Annotated in this window: 22 protein-coding genes and 1 tRNA gene; 14 read left to right on the forward strand and 9 right to left on the reverse strand. The window is 69.4% G+C overall.

Going from position 1 to position 21,615, the window contains the following annotated elements; genetic code table 11:
• The 3 genes from BUE42_RS11470 to BUE42_RS11480 form a co-directional block, all read right to left on the reverse strand.
• Nucleotides 1-570: a LuxR C-terminal-related transcriptional regulator gene (locus BUE42_RS11470; RefSeq protein WP_073465246.1), complete on the reverse strand. Its 570-nt coding sequence runs from the start codon at nucleotides 568-570 to the stop codon at nucleotides 1-3.
• 54 nt (nucleotides 571-624) lie between these two features.
• On the reverse strand, nucleotides 625-1,617 hold the full coding sequence (locus BUE42_RS11475) for a phosphoribosyltransferase (protein ID WP_073465247.1): 993 nt from the start codon (nucleotides 1,615-1,617) through the stop codon (nucleotides 625-627).
• Between the two features lie 114 nt (nucleotides 1,618-1,731).
• Complete coding sequence (locus tag BUE42_RS11480; RefSeq protein ID WP_073465248.1) at nucleotides 1,732-2,631, reverse strand: PEP-CTERM sorting domain-containing protein; 900 nt, start codon at nucleotides 2,629-2,631, stop codon at nucleotides 1,732-1,734.
• A 185-nt stretch (nucleotides 2,632-2,816) separates the two neighbouring features.
• Between BUE42_RS11480 and BUE42_RS11485 the strand changes: the two genes are divergently transcribed.
• Both BUE42_RS11485 and BUE42_RS11490 read left to right on the forward strand, forming a co-directional pair.
• Nucleotides 2,817-3,524, forward strand: a complete 708-nt coding sequence (locus BUE42_RS11485; protein WP_073465249.1) for a CoA transferase subunit A — start codon at nucleotides 2,817-2,819, stop codon at nucleotides 3,522-3,524.
• Nucleotides 3,525-3,526: 2 nt separating this feature from the next.
• A complete protein-coding gene (locus BUE42_RS11490) occupies nucleotides 3,527-4,165 on the forward strand; it encodes a 3-oxoacid CoA-transferase subunit B (protein ID WP_073465250.1) in 639 nt (212 codons plus the stop codon).
• Nucleotides 4,166-4,168: 3 nt separating this feature from the next.
• Here BUE42_RS11490 and BUE42_RS11495 read toward each other — a convergent pair whose 3' ends face one another.
• The gene (locus tag BUE42_RS11495; protein WP_073465251.1) at nucleotides 4,169-5,209 is read right to left on the reverse strand and encodes a quinone-dependent dihydroorotate dehydrogenase; all 1,041 of its coding nucleotides are present in this window, start codon (nucleotides 5,207-5,209) and stop codon (nucleotides 4,169-4,171) included.
• 69 nt (nucleotides 5,210-5,278) lie between these two features.
• On the opposite strand from BUE42_RS11495, the gene rpiA reads away from it, so the two are divergent.
• The 3 genes from rpiA (at nucleotide 5,279) to BUE42_RS11510 (ending at nucleotide 7,314) form a co-directional block, all read left to right on the forward strand.
• Nucleotides 5,279-5,938 (forward strand): ribose-5-phosphate isomerase RpiA, encoded by a 660-nt coding sequence (gene rpiA / locus BUE42_RS11500; RefSeq protein ID WP_073465252.1) that lies wholly within the window; start codon nucleotides 5,279-5,281, stop codon nucleotides 5,936-5,938.
• 78 nt (nucleotides 5,939-6,016) lie between these two features.
• The gene (locus BUE42_RS11505) at nucleotides 6,017-6,202 is read left to right on the forward strand and encodes a hypothetical protein (RefSeq protein ID WP_073465253.1); all 186 of its coding nucleotides are present in this window, start codon (nucleotides 6,017-6,019) and stop codon (nucleotides 6,200-6,202) included.
• Between the two features lie 14 nt (nucleotides 6,203-6,216).
• Nucleotides 6,217-7,314, forward strand: a complete 1,098-nt coding sequence (locus BUE42_RS11510) for an alpha/beta fold hydrolase (RefSeq protein ID WP_073465254.1) — start codon at nucleotides 6,217-6,219, stop codon at nucleotides 7,312-7,314.
• On the opposite strand, the gene mnmC is transcribed toward BUE42_RS11510, so the two are convergent.
• From mnmC to earP, 4 genes are all read right to left on the reverse strand, one after another.
• Entirely contained in the window at nucleotides 7,315-9,177 is a 1,863-nt protein-coding gene (gene mnmC, locus BUE42_RS11515) for a bifunctional tRNA (5-methylaminomethyl-2-thiouridine)(34)-methyltransferase MnmC2/FAD-dependent 5-carboxymethylaminomethyl-2-thiouridine(34) oxidoreductase MnmC1 (RefSeq protein ID WP_073465255.1), read from the reverse strand.
• Entirely contained in the window at nucleotides 9,174-10,118 is a 945-nt protein-coding gene (locus tag BUE42_RS11520; RefSeq protein WP_143171444.1) for a heme-dependent oxidative N-demethylase subunit alpha family protein, read from the reverse strand. Before BUE42_RS11520 ends, mnmC begins: the two co-directional genes overlap by 4 nt.
• Nucleotides 10,119-10,183: 65 nt before the next feature.
• Nucleotides 10,184-10,738, reverse strand: a complete 555-nt coding sequence (gene efp / locus BUE42_RS11525; RefSeq protein WP_073465257.1) for an elongation factor P — start codon at nucleotides 10,736-10,738, stop codon at nucleotides 10,184-10,186.
• A gap of 92 nt (nucleotides 10,739-10,830) precedes the next feature.
• Nucleotides 10,831-11,868 (reverse strand): elongation factor P maturation arginine rhamnosyltransferase EarP, encoded by a 1,038-nt coding sequence (gene earP, locus BUE42_RS11530; RefSeq protein WP_143171457.1) that lies wholly within the window; start codon nucleotides 11,866-11,868, stop codon nucleotides 10,831-10,833.
• A 26-nt stretch (nucleotides 11,869-11,894) separates the two neighbouring features.
• Here earP and uvrC point away from each other — a divergent pair, with 26 nt between their 5' ends.
• Genes uvrC through BUE42_RS11550 form a run of 4 tightly spaced genes read left to right on the forward strand, consistent with a single transcriptional unit; the run spans nucleotide 11,895 to nucleotide 15,928 of the window.
• Nucleotides 11,895-13,868 carry an excinuclease ABC subunit UvrC gene (uvrC, locus tag BUE42_RS11535; protein WP_073465258.1) on the forward strand — a complete coding sequence of 658 codons (1,974 nt, stop codon included), beginning with the start codon at nucleotides 11,895-11,897 and terminating at the stop codon, nucleotides 13,866-13,868.
• Nucleotides 13,855-14,391 carry a hypothetical protein gene (locus tag BUE42_RS32145; RefSeq protein ID WP_143171445.1) on the forward strand — a complete coding sequence of 179 codons (537 nt, stop codon included), beginning with the start codon at nucleotides 13,855-13,857 and terminating at the stop codon, nucleotides 14,389-14,391. Before uvrC ends, BUE42_RS32145 begins: the two co-directional genes overlap by 14 nt.
• A gap of 23 nt (nucleotides 14,392-14,414) precedes the next feature.
• A complete protein-coding gene (pgsA, locus tag BUE42_RS11545) occupies nucleotides 14,415-14,981 on the forward strand; it encodes a CDP-diacylglycerol--glycerol-3-phosphate 3-phosphatidyltransferase (RefSeq protein ID WP_073465260.1) in 567 nt (188 codons plus the stop codon).
• Entirely contained in the window at nucleotides 14,978-15,928 is a 951-nt protein-coding gene (locus BUE42_RS11550; RefSeq protein WP_073465261.1) for a DMT family transporter, read from the forward strand. Before pgsA ends, BUE42_RS11550 begins: the two co-directional genes overlap by 4 nt.
• On the opposite strand, the gene BUE42_RS11555 is transcribed toward BUE42_RS11550, so the two are convergent.
• Entirely contained in the window at nucleotides 15,831-16,811 is a 981-nt protein-coding gene (locus BUE42_RS11555) for a LysR family transcriptional regulator (RefSeq protein ID WP_235002275.1), read from the reverse strand. The two genes, BUE42_RS11550 and BUE42_RS11555, sit on opposite strands and share 98 nt — an antisense overlap.
• Nucleotides 16,812-16,886: 75 nt before the next feature.
• Between BUE42_RS11555 and BUE42_RS11560 the strand changes: the two genes are divergently transcribed.
• The 5 genes from BUE42_RS11560 (at nucleotide 16,887) to BUE42_RS11580 (ending at nucleotide 21,614) form a co-directional block, all read left to right on the forward strand.
• Nucleotides 16,887-17,774, forward strand: a complete 888-nt coding sequence (locus BUE42_RS11560) for an alpha/beta fold hydrolase (RefSeq protein WP_200798946.1) — start codon at nucleotides 16,887-16,889, stop codon at nucleotides 17,772-17,774.
• 4 nt (nucleotides 17,775-17,778) lie between these two features.
• Nucleotides 17,779-18,879, forward strand: coding sequence for a tartrate dehydrogenase (locus BUE42_RS11565; RefSeq protein WP_073465263.1), 1,101 nt, complete (start codon nucleotides 17,779-17,781; stop codon nucleotides 18,877-18,879).
• Between the two features lie 267 nt (nucleotides 18,880-19,146).
• Nucleotides 19,147-19,419, forward strand: coding sequence for an HU family DNA-binding protein (locus tag BUE42_RS11570; RefSeq protein ID WP_047485758.1), 273 nt, complete (start codon nucleotides 19,147-19,149; stop codon nucleotides 19,417-19,419).
• Nucleotides 19,420-19,429: 10 nt separating this feature from the next.
• Nucleotides 19,430-19,505, forward strand: a tRNA-Val gene (locus tag BUE42_RS11575).
• 171 nt (nucleotides 19,506-19,676) lie between these two features.
• Nucleotides 19,677-21,614, forward strand: a complete 1,938-nt coding sequence (locus BUE42_RS11580) for a SurA N-terminal domain-containing protein (protein WP_073465264.1) — start codon at nucleotides 19,677-19,679, stop codon at nucleotides 21,612-21,614.
• Nucleotide 21,615 lies beyond the last annotated feature (1 nt).

The raw sequence follows: 21,615 nt of genomic DNA on the forward strand, positions 1-21,615 counted from the left end.
TCAGGCTGCCAGCAGCTTGTAGATCAGCTCCGGCGTCGTCGCTGCGCCGTACTTGCGCATCAGCCGCGCGCGATACACGTCGACGGTGCGCGGGCTGATCCCCAGCCGCTTGCCGATCAGCTTGCTCGTGAGCCCCTCGATCAACAGCGCGGCGATCTCGCGCTCACGGGCCGTCAGCTCGGCCTTCAGCCGGCGGCGCGACGACAGGTCCTCGAAGCTCCAGATGCCGGCCGCATGCGGCTGCGCCGGATCGAGCGCGCGGCCCGACACGTGGCACCAGAACAGCTCGCCACGCTGCGGGCCGTCGACGCGCTTCATCACGCGTTCGTCGGCATACCAGCCGCTCGCGTCGAGCGCCGCGACGATGCGCTCGCCGGTGCGCTCGAACTCCTCGTGCGTGGGGTAGAGCATCTCGAACGATTGCCCGACCAGCTGGTCGCGCGCCGCACCGAACATCGCCAGCACCTGCTGGTTGCAGTCGACCATCAAGCGGTTGCGCGACAGCACCAGGCCGACGGGAGCGAGGTCGAAGGCGGTGCGGTAGTCGAGGGCGAGGGCGAGGGTGGGCATGCGGGGATGGTACGGCGTGGGTGTCGGCCGCCTGGCGGATTCCCGCGCCCCGGGTCAGGCGGCCGGCACGCCGGTTTCGAACCTGCCCAGCGTCGCCTTGGACGGGTGTGCATTGATCAGGACCGGATCTCCGCTTCGCCACCAGAAGACTCTCATGTGGGGCGCGTGCGCAGAAATCAGAACGGCCTGGTGCACGCATGACTCGATGAAGTCGGTGACGCCGAGTCGTTCGGCCGCCATGGCCTTGTGGATGGCGATGGAACGATCGTCGTGACCGTGCCGCGCCGGATCGCGAAAGTGCACGTCGATGCTGGCATAGCCGCGACTGTCGAGCCACGCACGCGTGCGCGCATGGTCGGTGTGCGGCCGTCCCGTGACGACACAATGCTGCCGCTTCGACAGGGGCGGAGCCTTCGCCGCGCGCGGCAACGCGTCCCTCTCGTTCAACGCGGCATCCATGCAGGTGTCGTAGCGTTGCGCGGGAAGATCGTCGCAAAGGACCCCGTCGAGATCGATGCCCCAGCTGCGATAGCAGTGGTCCGGCGCCATCGGGTGGTGGCCGTGGGCGCCATCCTCATGCCAGTAGTCGCGGCGAAACTGCGTGGAGACGACCTCGCGCTCCCACGGCAGCACGGTCTGCACATGGGGGCGGTGCATCGACCAGTCGGGCCGGATTCTCGACAACTCGTCGGAGACGACCGTCAGCACCCGATGATCGGCGTGGGTGCGCTGGACGAGCGCCCGACAGTTCACCAGCGTGTGGCCGTGGCCGGCCATGTCCTCGCACAGCAGAAGCCGACCTGGCGGGGGTGCGTCGCCGTGCCACGATGCCTCTTGTCGACCGCGATCGTATCGAATGAACGACAGCGGCGCGCCGGTGGCGAACGCCGCGCATTGCGCCGGGAACAATCCCCCGCGGAGCACCGCCGCCACGGCCACGAATTCTTCGGCGCGCAGTTCGTCGCCAATGCTGTCGATCCACTGGCTGATTTGCGTGTACCCGAGGTAGGAAGGGCGCCGGTCAAGCGAAGGGACGGTGGAGAGCATGGCAGGCAGGAGTCATTGCACTCCAGCGACTGTGCTGGGGCAGCTCCTCGCCGACGTCTCGCGATGCGAACGGCCGGGGCTCTGCGCGAAGACCCGGGCCCACGGAGTCGGGCGTCAGGCGGCTGGTGCGCGCGTGGACGAACCTCGGGGCCGCCGCCGCCACCCCACCCACCCGATGCCCAGTGCCATCAGCAGCGCGGCCGCCGGCTCAGGAACGGCCGCCATCGGGTTGCTCAACGCGATCAACTCGAAGGCCGCGAACAGCGGCAGGGCGCTGTTGTTGTGCACTGTCAGCGACATCACGCCGAACGAGTCGGCGCTGTAGGTGAAATCGTCCGGGCTGGCCACGCGGCCCTGCGAGCCGGCATCGTTGTGGAACGGATCCCGGTTCAGCATCCATGCCTGCAGCGAGACCTCGTGCCGGTAGGCCTGCTCGTCGCGCACGCTCAGCGTCGCGACGTGGTAGTACTCGTCGTTGACGGTGTCGGTCCGGAAGTCCGTCGTCAGCGGGTGATAGTCGCTTCGGGTGAGCGTCGCGATGCCCGACAGCGTGAGCGACGCATAGGGATCCAGCTTGAAGGCGCGGTACCAGGTGATCTCGGTGTCGGCCGTGTCGGTCGGCAGGTCGGTCCGCCAGCTCACGCCGAGATGGCTCGGCCCGGAATGCGCCTCGGTCGACAGCACCGAGCCGGGCAGCGGCGGCTGCTGCCGGACACCCACGCCGAACGGCGGACTGAAGTCCAGGCCGTTCTGAATCGGGTACTGGATATCGTGGCGCACGTTGTCGCCGTTCGCATGCCCGCTCGACAACGAGGAGTTGACCCAGTTGCCCGTCCACCACGTGCCCACGCTGCCGGGCAAGCGCGGCGCATCGGGCGTCGGCGCGAGCGAGGTCAGCGAGAGCGGGTCCAGCGTGAACGATGCGCTGCCGTATTCCTCGGCGTGAGCGATGCCGGCCAGGCCGAGTCCGGCGAGCAGGAGACCGACGAAGCGGGGAAGTGCGTGGATGTTCATCGCGGCGATCTCCTTTGGGTGGTCAACGGTGGCGCAAGGCGGCGGAACGAGGGGCAATCGGCATGCCCGGTGCCGGCTCTCCTCAGGTGAAGAACCTAGTCATTTCTACGTACCGCCGTTGCGGTCTACGTAACGCGTTACGTAGTACGCTTCCCGGCTGATTTCCATTGCGCAGGAGACGCTCCATGAACAAGGTGTACGCCAGTGCCGCCGATGCCCTGAAAGGCATCGTGCGTGACGGCCAGTTGCTGGCCGTCGGCGGCTTCGGGCTGTGCGGCATTCCCGAGGCCTTGATCGCCGCGCTGCGCGACAGCGGCGCGAAGAACCTCACGGTGATCTCGAACAACGCCGGCGTCGACGGCTTCGGCCTCGGCCAACTGCTCGAGACGCGCCAGATCAGGAAGATGATCTCCAGCTACGTCGGCGAGAACAAGGAGTTCGAGCGCCAGTACCTGGCCGGCGAACTCGAACTCGAGTTCACGCCGCAGGGCACGCTGGCCGAGAAGCTGCGTGCCGGCGGTGCCGGCATCCCGGCCTTCTTCACGAAGACCGGCGTCGGCACGCTGGTGGCCGAAGGCAAGGAAACGCGCGAGTTCGATGGCGCCGTCTACGTGATGGAGCGCGCACTGCTGCCCGAGGTGAGCCTGGTGAAGGCGCACAAGGCCGACCGCAGCGGCAACCTGGTGTTCCGCCGCACCGCGCGCAACTTCAACCCGGCCGTCGCGATGGCCGGCAAGATCACCGTGGTCGAGGTCGAGGAGATCGTCGATACCGGCGCGCTCGATCCCGATGCGGTCCACCTGCCGGGCATCTACGTGCACCGCCTGGTGCTGAATGCGCACCCGGAGAAGCGCATCGAGAAGCGAACCATCACTGAAAAGGCAGGGAGCTGAGCATGGCCTGGACCCACGACCAAATGGCCGCCAAGGCCGCCGCCGAGCTGCAGGACGGCTTCTACGTCAACCTCGGCATCGGGCTGCCGACGCTGGTGGCCAACCATGTGCGCAGCGACATCGAGGTCTGGCTGCAGAGCGAGAACGGCATGCTCGGCATCGGCCCGTTTCCCACCGAAGACCAGGTCGACGCCGACCTGATCAACGCCGGCAAGCAGACCGTCACCACCATCCCCGGCTCGTCGATCTTCGGTTCGCACGACAGCTTCGCGATGATCCGCGGCGGCAAGATCAACCTCAGCATCCTCGGCGCGATGCAGGTCAGCGACCGGGGCGACCTCGCCAACTGGATGATCCCCGGCAAGATGGTCAAGGGCATGGGCGGCGCGATGGACCTGGTGGCCGGCGTCGCGCGCGTGCTGGTGCTGATGGAGCACGTCGCGCGCAAGAAGGACGGCAGCGAAGACCTGAAGATCCTGCCGGCCTGCACGCTGCCGCTGACAGGGGTCGGCGTGGTGAATCGCATCATCACCGACCTCGCGGTGCTCGACGTGACGCCGCAGGGGCTCAAGCTGGTCGAGATCGCGCCGGGCGTGTCGCGCGAGGAGCTGCAAAAGAAGACCGGCGTGCCGATCCTCTGAGGGCTACGCCTTCTGCTTCAGGGCCCGTGCCGCCTCGGTGACGAGCTCGGGCCCCTTGTAGATGAACCCGGTGTAGAGCTGCACCAGGTCGGCGCCGGCCGCGATCTTCGATTGCGCGTCGGCGCCGCTCAGCACGCCGCCCACGCCGATGATCGGGTAGCCGGCACCCAGCGCTGCGCGCAGTTGCGCGATCACCCGGTTCGACGCCTGCAGCACCGGCGCGCCGCTCAGGCCGCCGGCTTCCTCGCCATGCGGCAAGTGCTTCACCGCATCGCGCGCGATCGTCGTGTTGGTCGCGATCACGCCGTCGATCGCGTTCTTCTTCAAGGTCGCGGCGATCACGCCGACCTGCGCCTCATCGAGGTCGGGCGCGATCTTCACGAACACCGGCACGCTGCGCCCATGCTGCTGCGCCAGCTGCTGCTTGCGCGCCTGCACCGCCGACAGCAGCGCATCCAGCGCCTCGTCGCTCTGCAGCGCACGCAGGTTCTTGGTGTTCGGCGACGAGATGTTGACCGTCACGTAGTCGGCATGCGGGTACACGCCGTCCAGGCAGAGCAGGTAGTCGTCGACCGCACGCTCGATCGGCGTCGCGGCGTTCTTGCCGATGTTCAGCCCCAGCACGCCGCCCTGCGTGCGAAAGCGCGCCTGCTTCACGTTGGCGATGAAGGCGGCCAGCCCCTGGTTGTTGAAACCCAGCCGGTTGATCAGCGCATTCTCCTGCGGCAGCCGGAACATGCGCGGCTTCGGATTGCCCGGCTGGCCCAGCGGCGTCACGGTGCCGACCTCGATGAAGCCGAAACCCATCGCCGCGAGGCCATCGATGCAGCGCCCGTTCTTGTCGAGCCCCGCCGCCAACCCGACGCGGTTCGGGAAGCGGATGCCCGCCACCGTCACCGGATCGTCGACCCGCGGCTGCGCGACCGCGCAGATCAGCGGCGTGCGCTGGAGGCGCGCCAGCGCGCCGAGCGTCAGGTCGTGGGCCTGCTCCGGGTCGAGGCCGAACAGGAAGGGGCGGGTGAGGGCGTAGGGGACCAGGGCCATGGAGTGCGGACAGCAGCGTCTTGGATAATCGCGGATTGTCTCAAACGCGTGCCTGGCCACGACCCGCCCATGACCCAAGATGAACTGAAGGCCCTCGTCGGACAGGCCGCGCTGGCCTACGTGCAACCCGGCAGCATCGTCGGCGTCGGCACCGGCTCCACCGTGAACTGCTTCATCGACGCGCTGGCCGGCATCAAGGACCGCATCGTCGGCGCGGTCTCCAGCAGCGAGCGAAGCTCCGAGCGGCTGCGCGCGCACGGCATCGCGGTGCTCGACAGCAATGCCGTCGACAGCATCCCCGTCTACGTGGACGGCGCCGACGAGATCGACCACCACGGCTTCATGATCAAGGGCGGCGGCGCGGCGCTCACGCGCGAGAAGATCGTCGCCGACATCGCGAAAAGCTTCATCTGCATCGCCGACGAATCGAAGCTGGTCGACACGCTCGGCCGCTTCCCGGTGCCGGTCGAGGTGATCCCGATGGCGGCGGCGCAGATCGCGCGGCGGCTGCGCGCCCTCGGCGGCGACGCGCGGCTGCGCGTCGGCGTGGTCACCGACAACGGCTGCAGCATCCTCGACGTGCACGGCATGGCACTCATCGACCCGATGGCGATGGAGCGCGAGATCAACCAGTGGCCGGGCGTCGTCAGCGTCGGCATCTTCGCGCGCCACCGGGCCGGCGTGTGCCTGCTGGGCACCGCGCAGGGCGTGAAGACGCTGACGTTCTGATCCACTCCCGGGCGTCTGGCGCCCCCAAAAAGGGCGTAACCTCGGGCCTGTTCCGAATCCGCTGAAAAAGGACGGCCCATGGCCAAACCCAACTACTCGTTCGAAAAGCGCCAGCGCGAGCTGAGCAAGAAGAAAAAGAAGGAAGAGAAGCTGAAGGAGAAGGAGCTTCGCAAGACCAGCCCGGGTTCGGGCGACGGCGGGCAGGACGAGCCCGCCGAGGGTCAGACGCAAGACTCCGGCACCGGAAACCAGCCGGCGCCCTGAGCGCCGCACCTGCGATGGCTCGCCGAGGCAAGCCGCCGCCGCCGCTGGCCCCCGGCGCCTACGCGGCTGCGCTGAAGGCCGGCTTCGTGGCGACCTCCACCCAGGTGCAGCAGATGCACCAGGCGATCGCGGACCAGGCTTTTTCGGCGGTGCAGCAGCTGCCCGTCATCGCGGCACCGGCCCGCTGGGTGCAACGGGTGCACGACACCCTCAGCACCGCGGTCCACGCGACGGTGCGCCAGACCGGCGCCTCCGTCCTCACGCTGGCCGGCCATGCCGAGCAGCGCCTCACCGATCCGACACGCCAGCCCGGCACGCGCGAGCTGGCCCTGCGCAGTGCGCTGAACGGTGTCGTCGGCGATGCGCTGCAGGCGGCCGGCAATCCGCTGGCGGTGCGCATGGCCTTGCTGCCCGAGGGCGCGTCGCCCGGCGAGCGGGTCTGCGTCTTCATCCACGGCCTGGCCTGCGACGAAAGCAGCTGGACCGTCGCGCGGCGCGCCTCCGAGGGCGACTCCTACCCGGCGATGGTCGCGCGCGAGTTCGGCGCGACGCCGCTCTTCCTGCGCTACAACAGCGGGCTGTCGATCGGCGACAACGGCCGCGCGCTGTCGGCGCTGATGGCGCAATTCATCGAATCGGCGCCCGCGCGCGCGGGCAGCATCGTGCTGGTCGGCCACAGCATGGGCGGCCTGGTCGCACGCTCGGCGTGCGAGCAGGCGTCCGTCGATGGCAGCCCGTGGCTCGGTCGCATCCGGATGCTGGTGTGCCTGGGCACGCCGCACCGTGGCGCGCCGCTGGAGCGGGCCGGACATGTGGTGTCGTCGGTGCTCGATTGGTCGGCGATGACGCGGCCGCTGAGCCGGCTGGCCGATGCGCGCAGCCGCGGCATCCGCGACCTGCGCGATGGTGTGGCGCCGAGCACGGTGGCGGTGCCGATGCGGCTCGTCGCGGGGCTGGGCGACGGGCTGGTGCGGCCCGGCAGTGCCGGCGATCCGGGGCTGGCCGGCGATGTCGAGCGCGTCGAGATCGACGGCGTCGGCCACATGGAATTGCTGAACCACCCGCGCGCCGCGGCCGCACTGCGGCGCTGGCTGCGCGCGACCTGGCCCTGATCAGCGCGCGTCGCGCCGGACCTGCCGGGCGATGAAGCGGCCCGGGTCGATGGCATCGAGCAGGCTGCTCTCCAGCGGCGCCGGCGCACCGGTGATCGACGAGGCCAGCACGCCGGCACCGAGCGCCGACCAGGTGATGCCGCGCGAGCCCAGTGCGGTGAACACGAACAGGCCCGGCACGCGCGGCACGAAGCGCACTTGATCGATCGGCCGCGCGACGGCGGCTTGCAGGTCGGGCACCGCGCCGACGATCGGCAGGCGGTCGCCCGCGACCCAGCGCCACGCGGTGCGGCCCTGCAGCGCGCTGGCGTCGACCGGGGCGGCTTGCCCGGTCAGTTTCCGGTACTGCGCCAGGTTGTGCTCATGGTCGGCTTGCCGCAGCTCGGGTGCCATGTCGCCAGCGCGGCTGGTGGCGCCGAACACCGCCATGCCGTCAATCGGCGGGAGCAGGTAGCCGGCACCGGCCAGCGGGATGCGGGGGAGGATCCAGCTCGTATCGACAGCGGCTGGCGCGAAGCTCAGCTGGCCGCGCACTGCGTCGACCGTCCAGTCGGGCTGGCCGAGCAGCCGCAACGCGTCGCCGGCGTTCGCGAGCACGAGGACGGGGGCGTTGGCGATTGGCACGCCCAACGCGTCTTTCAGGTGCCAGCAGCCCTCGTCATCGCGCTGGATCGAGTCGATCTGCATGCCGCCACGCCACTGCACCCGCTCGCCGCCCTGCGCGATGAACCAGCGCACCAGCGCGTCGGGCCGCACCCAGCCGCCCTGCGGGTAGAACCAGGCCGGGTGGCGCAGCGCCAGGCCTGCGAGCCGGGCGGCCGCGTCGGCATCGAGCGCTTGCACGTATGCGGCCGGCAGCCCGACGCGGTCGAGCACGGCCTGCATCGCGGCTGCATCGGGCAGCGCGGTCTCGAGCCGCAGCAAACCGTCCAGCGAGCCGGGCACGCCATCGTGCAGCGCGCCGGCCAGCACGCGCGCGATCTCCAGTGCGGCCGCGCGGTTGAAGCGCGCATGCGTGCCGTCCTGTGCATTGACGATGCCGTGGAACAGGCCGGCCGGGTTGCCCGAGGCCTCTTGCGCCGGGCTGTCATGCCGGTCGATCAGCTCGCAGTGCCAGCCTTGCGCGGCCAGCGCAGCCGCCGTGGCGCTGCCGGCCAGGCCCGCGCCGACGATGATCGCGCGGCGTTCGGTCGACGGCGCTGCAGCCCGCGCCGGCGCGCGGCGCGGCACAAAGGCCGGCGCATAGCGGCCGCGCGTGATGCCGTGATTGCCGCCGAGCTCCGGTGCCGGTTCCATCTGGAAGCCCGCCGTCACCAACCCGTCGCGCACCGCGCGCGCGGCGCTCCAGGTGGACACCGTCGCGCCCGGGGCGGCCAGGCGGCCGAGGGTCTTCAGCAGGCGGCTGTCCCAGGTGTCGGGGTTGCGCGCCGGTGCGAAGCCATCGAGGTAGAACGCATCGACCTCGGCGACCAGCTCGGGCAGCCAGTCGCGCGCGTCGCCGAGCGCGAGCAGCAGCTGCACCCGGCCGCCCTCGAATGGCAGGCGGTGCAGGTTGGGCGTCAACGGCGGCCAGGCGGCTTCGAGCTGCTGGGCGAGCGCGGCCCACGCCGGCTCGCGCGGCACCTGTTGCAGTTCGTCGTGCGGTAGCGGGTTCAGCTCGGTCGAGATGAAGTACAGCGTGTCGCAGCGCTGCGGATCACGCCGCCACGCGTCCCAGGTGGCGAGGAAGTTGTTGCCGAGGCCGAAGCCGGTCTCCAGCACGACGAAGCGCGTGCGGCCCTGCCAGCGCTGCGGCAGCTGGTTGCCGCCGAGGAACACCTGCAGCGCTCGCTGCGCGGCGTCCGCAAGCGGGTGGGTGTTCATGAGGCGCGCCGCGCGAGCCAGTCGAGCAGGCGGTCGCGGGCGTCGGTCAGGCCGCGGTAGGCCAGCACCGACGGGCTCATCGTCGACAGCGCATCGTGCACCTGGCGCGCCTGCGCCGGGTCGGCCAGCGCCTGGGCCAGTGGCGCGAGGCCGACGCGGATCGTGAACACCGCCTGGCGCAGGCCGGCCACCGGGATGAAGGTCTGGTGCTCGGTGCGGAAGAAGGCGCGCGACGCGAGCTCGTCGGCGCTGGCCGCCGGCGACCAGGGCGCCGGGTCGACGCGGTCCGGGTGGGCATGCAGCCGCGGATGGCGCGTGATGGTCCAGACGAAGCGCTCCCAGCGATCGGCCTGCGTGACGAGCCGCGCGAGGTGGTCGCTGGCGTTGACGAGCAGCTGGTTGTCGGCGACCGGCGCATGCACCTCGGCGAAGTGCCGGCCGACCTTCTCCTCGGGCGCCCAGTTCGACGGCAGGCACACCGCGAGCCACGGAATGCGGGCGCTGTCGCCATCGATGACCGCGAAATCTTCGGCGAACGCGAGGCACAGCAGTGCCGGCAGCCGCCAGGCGCTCGGCAGCGCCGACAGGCAGGGGCCGACCTCGGGCAGCGCGTCGCCGTCGGCCCGGGGCTCGTCGCCGACGAGCGACCAGCCCAGCAGCGGGGCCTGCCACGTGCCGGCCTGATGGCGCCACGCGCCGGGATGCTCGGCGGCCGCGTGCTCGCACAACGCCGCCAGTGCAGGGGCGGCGTCGAAGCCGGGCGCCGCCAGCAGCGCCTGGGGCGCGAACGCTGCCAGCACCGCGAGCTTCTCGCGCAGCACGCGCTGCCCGGGCCGCGACGGCGTCAGCTGCGGCGCACCCGGCGCGAGCCGGCGCAGGCCGGGCTGCATCCGGAACGGCGCGGTGACGGCGGTAAAGTCGAAGCCAGCGGCAGAACCCATGGTCACGGACGGTAGCAAAAAGGGCACCCGAGGGTGCCCTTTGGGGGGAGTGCCGGCCGCGCGGATCAGACGCGCTTGCGGTACTCGTGCGTGCGGGTGTCGATTTCGATCTTGTCGCCGGTTTCGACGAACAGCGGGACCGAGACCTCGAAGCCGGTTGCCAGCTTGGCCGGCTTCAGCACCTTGCCCGAGGTGTCGCCCTTGACGGCCGGCTCGGTGTAGGTGATCTCGCGCACCAGGCTGGTCGGCAGTTCGACCGAGATGGCCTTGCCGTCGTAGAACACCACTTCGACCGGCATTGCCTCTTCGAGGTACTGCACTGCGTCGCCCATGTTCTCGGACTCGACCTCGAACTGGTTGTACTCGGCGTCCATGAACGCGTACATCGGGTCGGCGAAGTAGGAGTAGGTGCACTCCTTCTTGTCGAGGATGACCTGGTCCATCTTGTCGTCGGCCTTGAAGACGACTTCGGTGCCCGAGTTGTTCAAGAGGCTCTTGAGCTTCATGCGCACGGTGGCGGCATTGCGGCCACCGCGGCTGTATTCGGTTTTCAGCACGACCATCGGGTTCTTGTCGTGCATGATCACGTTGCCTGCGCGAATTTCCTGTGCGATTTTCATAACGGTTTCCGTGGGGCGGTGTTGCGCGGTGTTGCGTCTAGATCGGCGCGCGCCGGAATTTCGATCACCCAGAACGCGCAAAGCCGGCGATTTTATAGTGATTCGGAGACGAAAGACAGCAGCTGACCGGCGAGGTCGGTCTGGTTGAGCAGGTCTTGGCGCCAATTCAGGCACTGGGCCTGCCAGGACGCGCGATCAGGCCCGACGGCGGAAGGGGCTTGCAGGTCGTTCCAGCCGTGCCACGCCGCGCGGATGTCCGCTGAGGCCGCGAAGCGCTCCAGGAAGGCTTGCAGCTTGGCGTCGTGCACCCCATCGTCCTGCGGATAGATCTGCCAGACGAAGGGCTTGCCGGCCCAGAGCGCGCGCACCAGCGAATCCTCGCCGCGCACGAAGTTCAGGTCGCAGGCCCACAGCAGGCGGTCGAAATCTGGCTGCGTGAGATAGGGCAGGGGCTGCACGCGAACCGACGCTGGCAGCTCCGGCAGCGGCGGCGCGGTGCCAGGCACCAGCAGCAGCGCTGGCTGTTGGCCCAGGCAACCCAGCAAGGCCTCGGCCGACGGCACGCGGTAGCAGAACAGGCTGGCGAGCTGCTCGCCCGGCCGCGGCACGACGTGCTGCGCCGCCAGCCACGCAGCGCGGTCGAAGGCCTCGTGCTGCGCCATCAGCCCCGGTTCGCGCAGCAGCCCGCCGGTGGCCGCGGTGAAGCCGGGGTAGAAGAACCACTTGCTCATGCCCCGCGCCGGCCCATGCATCTGCGGCGAGCGCAGGCGGTGGCTGCGCTCGACATAGCCTTCGGCGCTCAGGTACTCGAGGTTGATCCACACCGGCTGGCGGGGCGCTTCTGCAATCCGCACCAGCACCGCCGGCGGCAGCTCGCAGCCGAACGCCTCGATCACCACGTCGCCGATCGGGCGGGTCTCATCCTCGGCCTCGGGCCACGCATGCAGCTCGACGCCGGCCGCGCCGCCCGGCGCCATCCACACGAGCGCGCGCGCATCGTCGACCCACAGCTGCACCCGTTCGCCGCGCGCGGCCAGGTCGGCGGCGAGGCGCCAGCACACGCCGATGTCGCCGAAGTTGTCGACGACGCGGCAGAAGACATCCCATTGCAGGTGCGGCATGCAGGCCATTATCGGCAGCGGCACAATCGCAGGCGATGAACGAGACGACGTCGTTGCCCGAAGAAGAACCTGCCGATGCCGGATCGCCCGCCGATCCCGGCCGCGAGCACCTGCTCGCCGAAGTGCTGGCGCTGCCCGCGCTGCCCGGCGTCTACCGCTATTTCGACGCGCAGGATGCGGTGCTCTACGTCGGCAAGGCGCGCGACCTGAAGAAGCGCGTCTCGAGCTACTTCCAGAAGAACCATGGCGGCACGCGCATCGGCCACATGGTCAGCAAGATCGTGCGGATGGAGACGACGGTGGTGCGCTCGGAAGCCGAGGCGCTGCTGCTCGAGAACAACCTGATCAAGACGCTCAACCCGCGCTACAACATCCTGTTCCGCGACGACAAGAGCTACCCCTACCTGAAGATCGTCTCGCACGCGTTCCCGCGCATGGCGTACTTCCGCGGCGCGGTCGACCGCCGGCACCGCTACTTCGGGCCGTACCCGAGCGCCTGGGCGGTGAAGGAATCGATCCAGCTGCTGCAGAAGGTGTTCCACCTGCGCACCTGCGAGGACTCCGTCTTCAACAACCGCACGCGGCCCTGCCTGCTGTACCAGATCAAGCGCTGCTCCGGCCCCTGCGTCGACTACATCGCCGCCGACGACTACGCGCGCGACGTGGCCAATGCCGAACGCTTCCTGCTCGGCGAGCAGCAGGAGGTGATGGACGGGCTGCAGGCGCAGATGATGGCGCACGCCGAGGCGCTGCAGTTCGAGCAGGCGGCCGAGATTCGCAACCAGCTGGGGGCCTTGTCGAAGGTGCTGCACCAGCAATCGGTCGAGGACAACACCGGCGTGTCGACCAAGGACGCCGACATCCTCGCGGTGAAGGTGCAGGGCGGCCGGGCCTGCGTGAACCTCGCGATGGTGCGCGGCGGGCGCCACCTCGGCGACCGGCCGTACTTCCCGGCGCATGTCGACGACGCCACCGAGATCGCGAGCACTGCCGCCGACGGCGACACGCCGGACGACGCCGCGCGCGTATCGCCCGAGGTGCAGGTGCTGGAGGCCTTCATCGCGCAGCACTACCTCGACAGCGAGGTGCCGCCGCTGCTGGTGCTGAGCCACGCGGTCAGCAAGACGCTGATCGACGCGCTGACCGAGCACAGCGGCACCCGCGTCAGCGCGCAGCACCAGCCGCGCGATGCGCGCCGCGCGTGGCTGGACATGTGCATCCAGGGCGCGCAGCTGAAGCTCGCGCGGCTGCTGTCGGAAGAAGGCTCGCAGCAGGCGCGCACGCGTGCGCTGGTCGAGGCACTCGACCTGTCGCCGGAGAACATCGACACATTCCGCATCGAGTGTTTCGACATCAGCCACACCGCCGGCGAGTCGACGCAGGCATCGTGCGTGGTGTTCGAGACCCACAAGATGCAGAACGCGCAGTACCGCCGCTACAACATCGAGGGCGTGACCGGCGGCGACGACTACGCCGCGATGCGCCAGGTGCTGACGCGGCGCTACAGCAAGGTCGCCGCGGCGCTGGCCGACAAGGACTCCGGCGAGCCGGCCGGCGTGCGCATGCCCGACCTGGTGCTGGTCGACGGCGGGCGCGGCCAGGTGAGCATGGCGCGCGAGGTGTTCGTGGAGCTCGGCCTGGACCTGTCGCTGATCGTCGGCGTCGAGAAGGGCGAGGGCCGCAAGGTCGGCCTCGAGGAACTGGTGTTCGCCGATGGCCGCGAGAAGGTCTACCTGGGCAAGGATTCGGCGGCGCTGATGCTGGTCGCGCAGATCCGCGACGAAGCGCACCGCTTCGCGATCACCGGCATGCGCGCGCGGCGCGCCAGCGTGCGCACCGGCGGCAGCCGGCTCGAAGACATACCCGGCGTGGGGCCGAAGAAACGTGCGAAACTTTTGCAGCGCTTCGGAGGCGTGCGTGGCGTGGGCCATGCGAGCGTGGAGGATCTCGTCACCGTCGACGGGATTTCTAGAGAACTCGCGGAGGAAATCTATCGTGCGCTTCATTGAAAAGTACCCATCGCGTCGGGCCTGGCTGGGCGCGGCGATGCTCGCCGTGCTGGCCGCCTGTTCATCACCGCCGCCGGCACCGGCGCCCGCACCCGCACCTGCGCCATCTTCACGGCCCGCGCCCGCCCCGGCACCCGCGGCCGCCGCGCCCGCCCCCTCCGCCGGCGGCTTCGTCAAGCTGACCGCGCCGGGCCCGGTGCGCAACTGGAACGAAGTGCGGCTGCAGGCCGCGCGCCGCATGGTGGCGTCGAACCCGAACGGCACCTACATGAGCCGCCCGCCCGACATCCTGCTGGCCATTCCGGTGCTCGAGGTCGAGCTGAATTCCGACGGCAGCGTGCGCCGCATCGACGTGCTGCGCTACCCCGGCCAGGCGCCCGAGACCACGCAGATCGCGATCGACGCGATCAAGCGTGCCGCGCCGTTCGGCGATGTGTCGCGGCTGCCCAAGCCCTGGAAGTTCGTCGAGACCTTCCTGTTCGACGACGACAAGCGCTTCAAGCCGCGCACGCTGGATCCCTGAAGAACTTGGGCACAATGCCGCCCATGTTCTTCAATCTCCCGACGCTGCTGACCTGGGCGCGCATCGTTTCGATTCCGCTGGTCGTCGGGGTGTTCTACCTCGACGTCAAGGAACCGCACCAGAACCTGATCGCGACGGTGCTGTTCATCGTCGTCGCGCTCACCGACTGGGCCGACGGCTACCTGGCCCGCCGCCTGAACATGACCTCGTCGTTCGGCGCCTTCCTCGATCCGGTGGCCGACAAGTTCCTGGTCTGCGCCGCGCTGCTGGTGCTGGTGCACCTGGGCCGCCTGCATGCGCTGATCGCGCTGGTGATCATCGGCCGCGAGATCGCGATCTCGGCGCTGCGCGAATGGATGGCGCAGATCGGCGCGTCGCGCAGCGTCGCGGTGCACATGCTCGGCAAGCTCAAGACCACCGTGCAGATGATCGCGATCCCCTTCCTGCTGTACCACGGCACGCTGTTCGGCCTGGTCGACACGCAGCTGTGGGGCACCTGGCTGATCTATGCGTCGGCGGTGCTGACCATCTGGTCGATGGTGTACTACCTGCAGAAGGCGCTGCCGGAGATCCGAGCCAAGGTGCGATGAGCGCCACCGCCACCCGCGACCGCCTGGTGCAGGCGATGCCGCCGGTGTTCGTGCTGATCTGGAGCACCGGTTTCATCGTCGCGCGCTACGGCATGCCGCATGCGCCGCCGATCTCGTTCCTGAGCCTGCGCTATGCGCTGTCGGTGCTGTGCTTCGGGGCCTGGGTCGCGCTATCGCAGGCGGCTTGGCCGCGCGGGCGCTCGCAGTGGCTGCACCTCGCGGTCGCGGGCGTGCTGATGCATGCCGGCTACCTGGGCGGCGTGTGGGCCGCGGTGAAATCGGGCATGGGGGCCGGCACGATCGCGTTGCTGGTCGGCCTGCAGCCGGTGCTGACGGCGGTGTGGGTGAGTGCCACGTCGACAGCGTCCGATGGGGAGTCGCGCGTGTCGTCCCGCCAATGGCTCGGCCTGGCGCTCGGCCTGTCGGGGCTGCTGCTGGTCGTGTGGCGCAAGCTCGGCGCCGGCGAGCTGACGGCCTGGAACCTCTCGCTCGCCGCGTTCGCGCTGCTGTGCATCACGGCCGGCACCCTCTACCAGAAGCGCTTCGTCGCGCCGTGCGACGTGCGCACCGCCAACACCGTGCAACTGCTGGCGGCACTGGCGGTCAGCCTGCCGTTCGCGCTGCTCGAGCACGAACCCATCGTGTTCCATCCGCACCTGATCGGCGCGCTGGCCTGGTCGGTGATCGGCTTGACGCTGGGCGGCAGCTCGCTGCTGTACCTGCTGATCCAGCGCGGCGCGGCCACCCGCGTGACGAGCCTGCTCTACCTGGTGCCGCCGACCACCGCGCTGATGGCCTGGCTGCTGTTCGGCGAATCGATCACGCCGACGATGGTGCTCGGCATGGCGCTCACCGCCGTCGGCGTGGCGCTGGTGGTGCGCTCGCCGGCTCAGGCGTCGGCGGGACCGGCGGCGCCAGCCACGGCGGCGACGCCAAGGCCTGAATGAGCTGCTGCTGAAGCAGCCGCACGCGGCGCGGCACGACGCTGTTCGGCGCGCGCGGCGGCAGCACCCAGTGCACGTCGGCATCGAGCATCGCGTAGCGCGGCAGCACCTGCTGCAGCCGGCCGCTGCGCAGGTGCTCATGCACATCCCACAGCGAGCGCAGCATCAGCCCGTGGCCGGCCAGCGCCCAGTCGCGCACGACCTCGCCGCTGTTGCTCGCGAGCGGGCCGTGCACCCGCATCGTCACCGCGGCGCCGCGCGGCGCCAGGTCTTGCAGGCGCCACGTGGCGGGCTGGTCGTCGTTCTCGCTGACGATCAGGCAGGCGTGCTGCGCGAGTTCATCGAGCCCCTGCGGCACGCCGGCCCGCTGCAGGTAGGCCGGCGCGCCGACGATGATGCGGCGGTTCGACGCCAGCCGGCGCGTGACGACGTTCGGATCGCGCGGCGCCCACAGCCACACCGCGGCATCGAAGCCGGCGGCCCGCAGGTCGGGCAACTGCTCGCGCAGGTGGAGCTGCACCTGCACCTGCGGGTACGCGGCGTGGAACTGCGCCAGCAGCGGCCCGAGCCAGGCGTGGCCGAAGCCGAACGAGCTGCACAGGCGGATCAGGCCGCGCGGCTCGTCGTGGCGCTCGGTCAGCTGCGCCTGCAATTGCTCGAAGCCCTGCAGCAGCGGCCGCGCCTGCGCGAGGAAGGCCTCGCCGTGCGGCGTGAGCTGCAGCCGCCGCGTGCTGCGGTGGAACAGGCGCAGCCCGAGCCGCGACTCCAGCGCCGCCAGCCGCTTCGACACCGCCGGCGGGGCCAGGTCGAGCTGGCGCGCCGCGGCGGCCAGGCTGCCCAGCTCGGCCGCGCTGCTCACCAGCACGAGGTCGGAGCGCTCGATCATTGATGCCTCCAGGGAACGAATGGGTTTCCGGATTATTGCTTGCCGGCCCCGTTCGACCGCACCAGAATGCAGCGCATGTTCGAAGGATTCGAGAGCCGGCGTTTCGCCGTCGAGGGGGCCGAGATCCATGCGCGGGTGGGCGGGCAGGGCGCGCCGCTGCTGCTGCTGCACGGCCATCCGCAGACCCATGCGATGTGGCACCGCGTGGTGCCGCAGCTGATGCAGCGCTTTCGCGTCGTCGCGATGGACCTGCGCGGCTACGGCGACTCGTCGCGGCCGTCGCCCGATGACGCGCATGCATCGCACAGCAAGCGTGCGATGGCGCGCGATGCGGTCGGCGTGATGGCGCAACTCGGCCACGCACGCTTCGCGGTGTGTGCGCACGACCGCGGCGCGCGCGTGGCGCACCGGCTGGCGCTGGACCATCCCGATGCGGTGTCGCGGCTGCTGCTGCTCGACATCGCGCCGACGCTCGCGATGTACGAGGGCACCACCGATGAATTCGCGCGTGCCTACTGGCACTGGTTCACGCTGATCCAACCGGCGCCGCTGCCCGAGCGGATGATCGGCCACGACCCGGTGTTCTACCTGCGCAGCGTGATGGGGCGGCGCCATGCCGGGCTGGCTGCGTTCGATCCAGCGGCGCTTGCTGAATATGAACGCTGCATCGCGTTGCCGGGCAGCGTGGCATCGATCTGCGAGGACTACCGGGCCTCGGCCAGCATCGACCTCGACCATGACCGCGCCGATCGCGCGGCCGGGCGCCGCGTCGAGCTGCCGTTGCGCGTGCTGTGGGCCGAGCACGGCGCCGTCGGCCGCTGCTTCGATGCGCTGGCGCTGTGGCGCGATGCGGCGCGCGACGTGAATGACGTCAGCGGCCGCGCCGCGCCCTGCGGCCACTACATCGCCGAAGAATTGCCCGAGCTGCTGCTCGCCGAGATGAACGACTTCCTGAAGGATTGAAGAGATGAGCACGCCCGTGAAGAAGACCCACCGCATCGCCGTGATCGCCGGCGACGGCATCGGCAAGGAGACCGTGCCCGAGGGCCTGCGCGTGCTCGAGGCGGTGGCTGGCCGCTTCGGCATCGGGCTGCAGTTCGACCATTTCGATTTCGCGAGCTGGGACTGGTACGAGCGCCACGGCCAGATGCTGCCGGACGACTGGAAGCAGCAGATCGGCGGCCACGATGCGATCTTCTTCGGCGCGGTCGGCTGGCCGCAGAAGATCCCCGACCACGTCTCGCTGTGGGGCTCGCTGCTGAAGTTCCGGCGCGAGTTCGACCAGTACGTGAACCTGCGCCCGGCGCGCCTGATGCCCGGCATCCGTTCGCCGCTGGTGGGCCGCGACGGCCAACCGCGCGCGCCCGGCGAGATCGACATGATGATCGTGCGCGAGAACACCGAGGGCGAGTACTCCAGCATCGGCGGGCGCATGTACGAGGGCAGCGAGCGCGAGATCGTGATCCAGGAGACGGTGATGTCGCGCGTCGGCGTCGACCGGGTGCTGAAGTTCGCGTTCGAGCTGGCGCAGACGCGCCCGCGCCGCAAGCTGACCTCGGCCACCAAGTCGAACGGCATCTCGATCACGATGCCCTACTGGGACGAGCGCGTCGAGGCGATGGCCCGCGCCTATCCGGAGGTGAGCGTTGATCGCTTCCACATCGACATCCTGACCGCGCACTTCGTGCAGCGCCCCGAGGTGTTCGACGTGGTGGTCGCGAGCAACCTGTTCGGCGACATCCTGTCCGACCTCGGGCCGGCCTGCACCGGCACGATCGGCATCGCGCCGTCGGCCAACCTGAACCCGGCCGGCACGCATCCGTCGCTGTTCGAGCCGGTGCACGGCTCGGCACCCGACATCGCCGGGCGCGGCATCGCGAACCCGATCGGGCAGATCTGGTCGGGCGCGATGATGCTCGACCACCTGGGCCACCGCGACGCGCATGATGCGGTGCTGCGCGCGATCGAGACGGTGCTCGATCCGTCGTCGGGTGCACCGCGCACCCCCGACCTGGGTGGTGCGGCCCGCACTGCAGACCTGGGCCGCGCCATCGCCGAATGCATGTGACACCACATGACAGGCGGGGTGGCTGAAACGGCTGCAACCCGCGCCGAATATGACGCGGACAGCCTATTGTCAAGCGAGGAAGCACGCGCGCGCGTGCCGCCTTCGGATGCAGCTGATTACGCATAGAATCCGCTTCCGCGCTTGACACTGTGGGTGCCTGAGGCTGTAATCGTTCGAGCCGATTGCCCCGTACCGCGCGGCCCGGATCCAGGCTCCACACCCATCCAGATTCTTTTCAAGACACCTTTTTTTTGAGGGGGTACCTTCGTGAACAAATCCGAACTGATTGAGCACATCGCCAAGCAGGCCGACATCTCCAAAGCAGCAGCGACCCGCGCGCTCGAAGCTCTGATCGGCGGCGTGAAATCCACGCTGAAGAAGAACAACAGCGTGTCGCTCGTTGGCTTCGGCACCTTCAGCGTCAGCAAGCGTGCCGCCCGTGCCGGCCGCAACCCGCGCACCGGCGCCACCATCAAGATCAAGGCCGCCAAGGTGCCGAAGTTCCGTCCGGGCAAGGCCCTGAAGGACGCGGTCAACTGAGAACGGATCCGGGTGCTTAGCTCAGTTGGTAGAGCGGCGCCCTTACAAGGCGTAGGTCGGGGGTTCGAGCCCCTCAGCACCCACCAGGTGTTACCGGTCCGAGGACATCACTGCGGCAGAGGCGGCTAGAATCCGCGCCGAGTCCACCCACCGGTATCCTCCCCACGATACCCAATCAAAGGCGAACCCAGGTTCGCCTTTGTTGCATTTGAAGCAGCGCCGTCCGGCTGCACAGCGATCACCCTTCGAGGCCATCGATGTTTGAATTTGTTCGCACGCACAATCGCCTGTTCCAGTTCCTGCTGCTGGTGCTGATCGTTCCCGCCTTCGTGCTGACCGGGGCCTACCAGGGCTACCGTTCGATGTCGGGCAGCGGTGGCGTCGCCACCGTCGACGGCCACAAGATCACGCAGGTCGAGTGGGACGCGGCGCAGCGCGAGCAGGTCGACCGCATCCGCCGCCAGGCCCCGAACGTCGATGTCCGCATGTTCGACACGCCGGCGATGCGCCTGCAGACGCTGGACAACCTGGTGCGCGAACGCGTGCTGCAGACCGCGGCGCTGAAGTCGAACTTCACCGCGACGCCGGAGCGCGTGCTGAACGTCTACATGAACGATCCGCAGTTCGCGCAGTTCCGCGGCGCGGGCGGCGGCTTCGACAAGGAGGCGCTGACGGTCGCGCTGTCGGCCCAGGGCATGACGGTGGCGGGCTTCGAGCAGACGCTGCGCCAGCAGCTCGAGATGCGCCAGGTGATGTTCGGCATCGGCGGCACGGTGTTCGCACCGGCCGCGGCGGCTTCGAGCGCGATCGATGCGATGTTCCAGCAGCGCGAGTTCCAGCAGCAGCGCTTCGACACCAAGGACTACCTCGCGAAGGTGTCGCCGAGCGATGCGGACATCCAGGCTTACTACAAGGACCCGGCGAACACCTCGCAGTTCATGTCGCCGGAGCAGGCGAACATCGAGTACGTGGTGCTCGACGTCGACGCGATCAAGAAGACGCTGACGGTGCCCGAAGACAAGCTGCGCGAGTACTACAAGGCGAACGAGAGCCGCTACGCTGTCGCCGAAGAGCGCCGCGCGAGCCACATCCTGATCAAGGCCGACAAGTCGGCACCGGCCGCCGAGCGCGCGCAGGCCAAGGCGAAGGCGGAAGCCCTGCTGGCCGAGGTCAAGAAGAACCCGGCGAGCTTCGCCGACGTGGCCCGCAAGAACTCGCAGGACACCGGTTCGGCGCTGAACGGCGGCGACCTCGACTTCTTCGGCCGCGGCGCGATGGTCAAGCCCTTCGAGGACGCGGCGTTCGCGCTGAAGCCGGGCGGCATCAGCGATGTGGTCGAGAGCGATTTCGGCTACCACATCATCCAGGTGACGCAGGCCCGTGGTGGCGACAAGAAGAGCTTCGAGCAGGTGCGCCCCGAGATCGAGGACGAGGTCAAGAAGCAGCTCGCGCAGACGAAGTTCTCCGAGTCCGCGGTCGAGTTCACGAACCTGGTCTACGAGCAGCCTGACAGCCTGAAGCCGGTGGCCGACAAGCTGAAGCTGACGGTGCAGACCGCGCAAGGCGTGGCGCGCACGGCCGGCCCGGCGGCCAAGGGCCCGCTCGCGTCGCCGAAGTTCCTCGAGGCGCTGTTCGGCAACGATGCGCTGCGCAACAAGAAGAACACCGAAGCGGTCGATGCCGGTTCGAGCCAGTTGATTTCGGGCCGCATCGTGACCTACAGCCCGGCGGCGATGAAGCCGCTGGCCGAGGTCACCGCGAGCGTGAAGGAGAAGCTGGTGGCGAAGCAGGCCGCTGCACTCGCCCGCAAGGAAGGCGAGGCCCGCCTGGCCGAGTTGCGCAAGGCGCCCGAGACGGCGCTGGCCGATCCGGCGCAACTGGTGTCGCGCGCGCAATCGCGCGACCTGCCGAAGCCCTTGATCGATGCGGTGCTGAAGGCCCCGGCCGCCAAGCTGCCGGCGGTCGACGGCGTCGACCTGGGCGACCAGGGCTACGTGGTCGTGAAGATCACCAAGGTGCTGGGCCGCGACCCGGTGGCGGTCGATCCCGCGCGCTCGCAAAGCCAGTATGCGCAAGCCTGGGCGGCGGCCGAGGCGCAGGCCTACTACGTGGCGCTGAAGAGCCGATTCAAGGTCGACGTGCACCCGGCAGCCGGTGCTGCCGAAGAAGCTGCGGCGAGCAACGCTTCCAACTGAC

The organism is Rhizobacter sp. OV335 (assembly GCF_900142965.1).
GTDB lineage: Bacteria > Pseudomonadota > Gammaproteobacteria > Burkholderiales > Burkholderiaceae_C > Rhizobacter.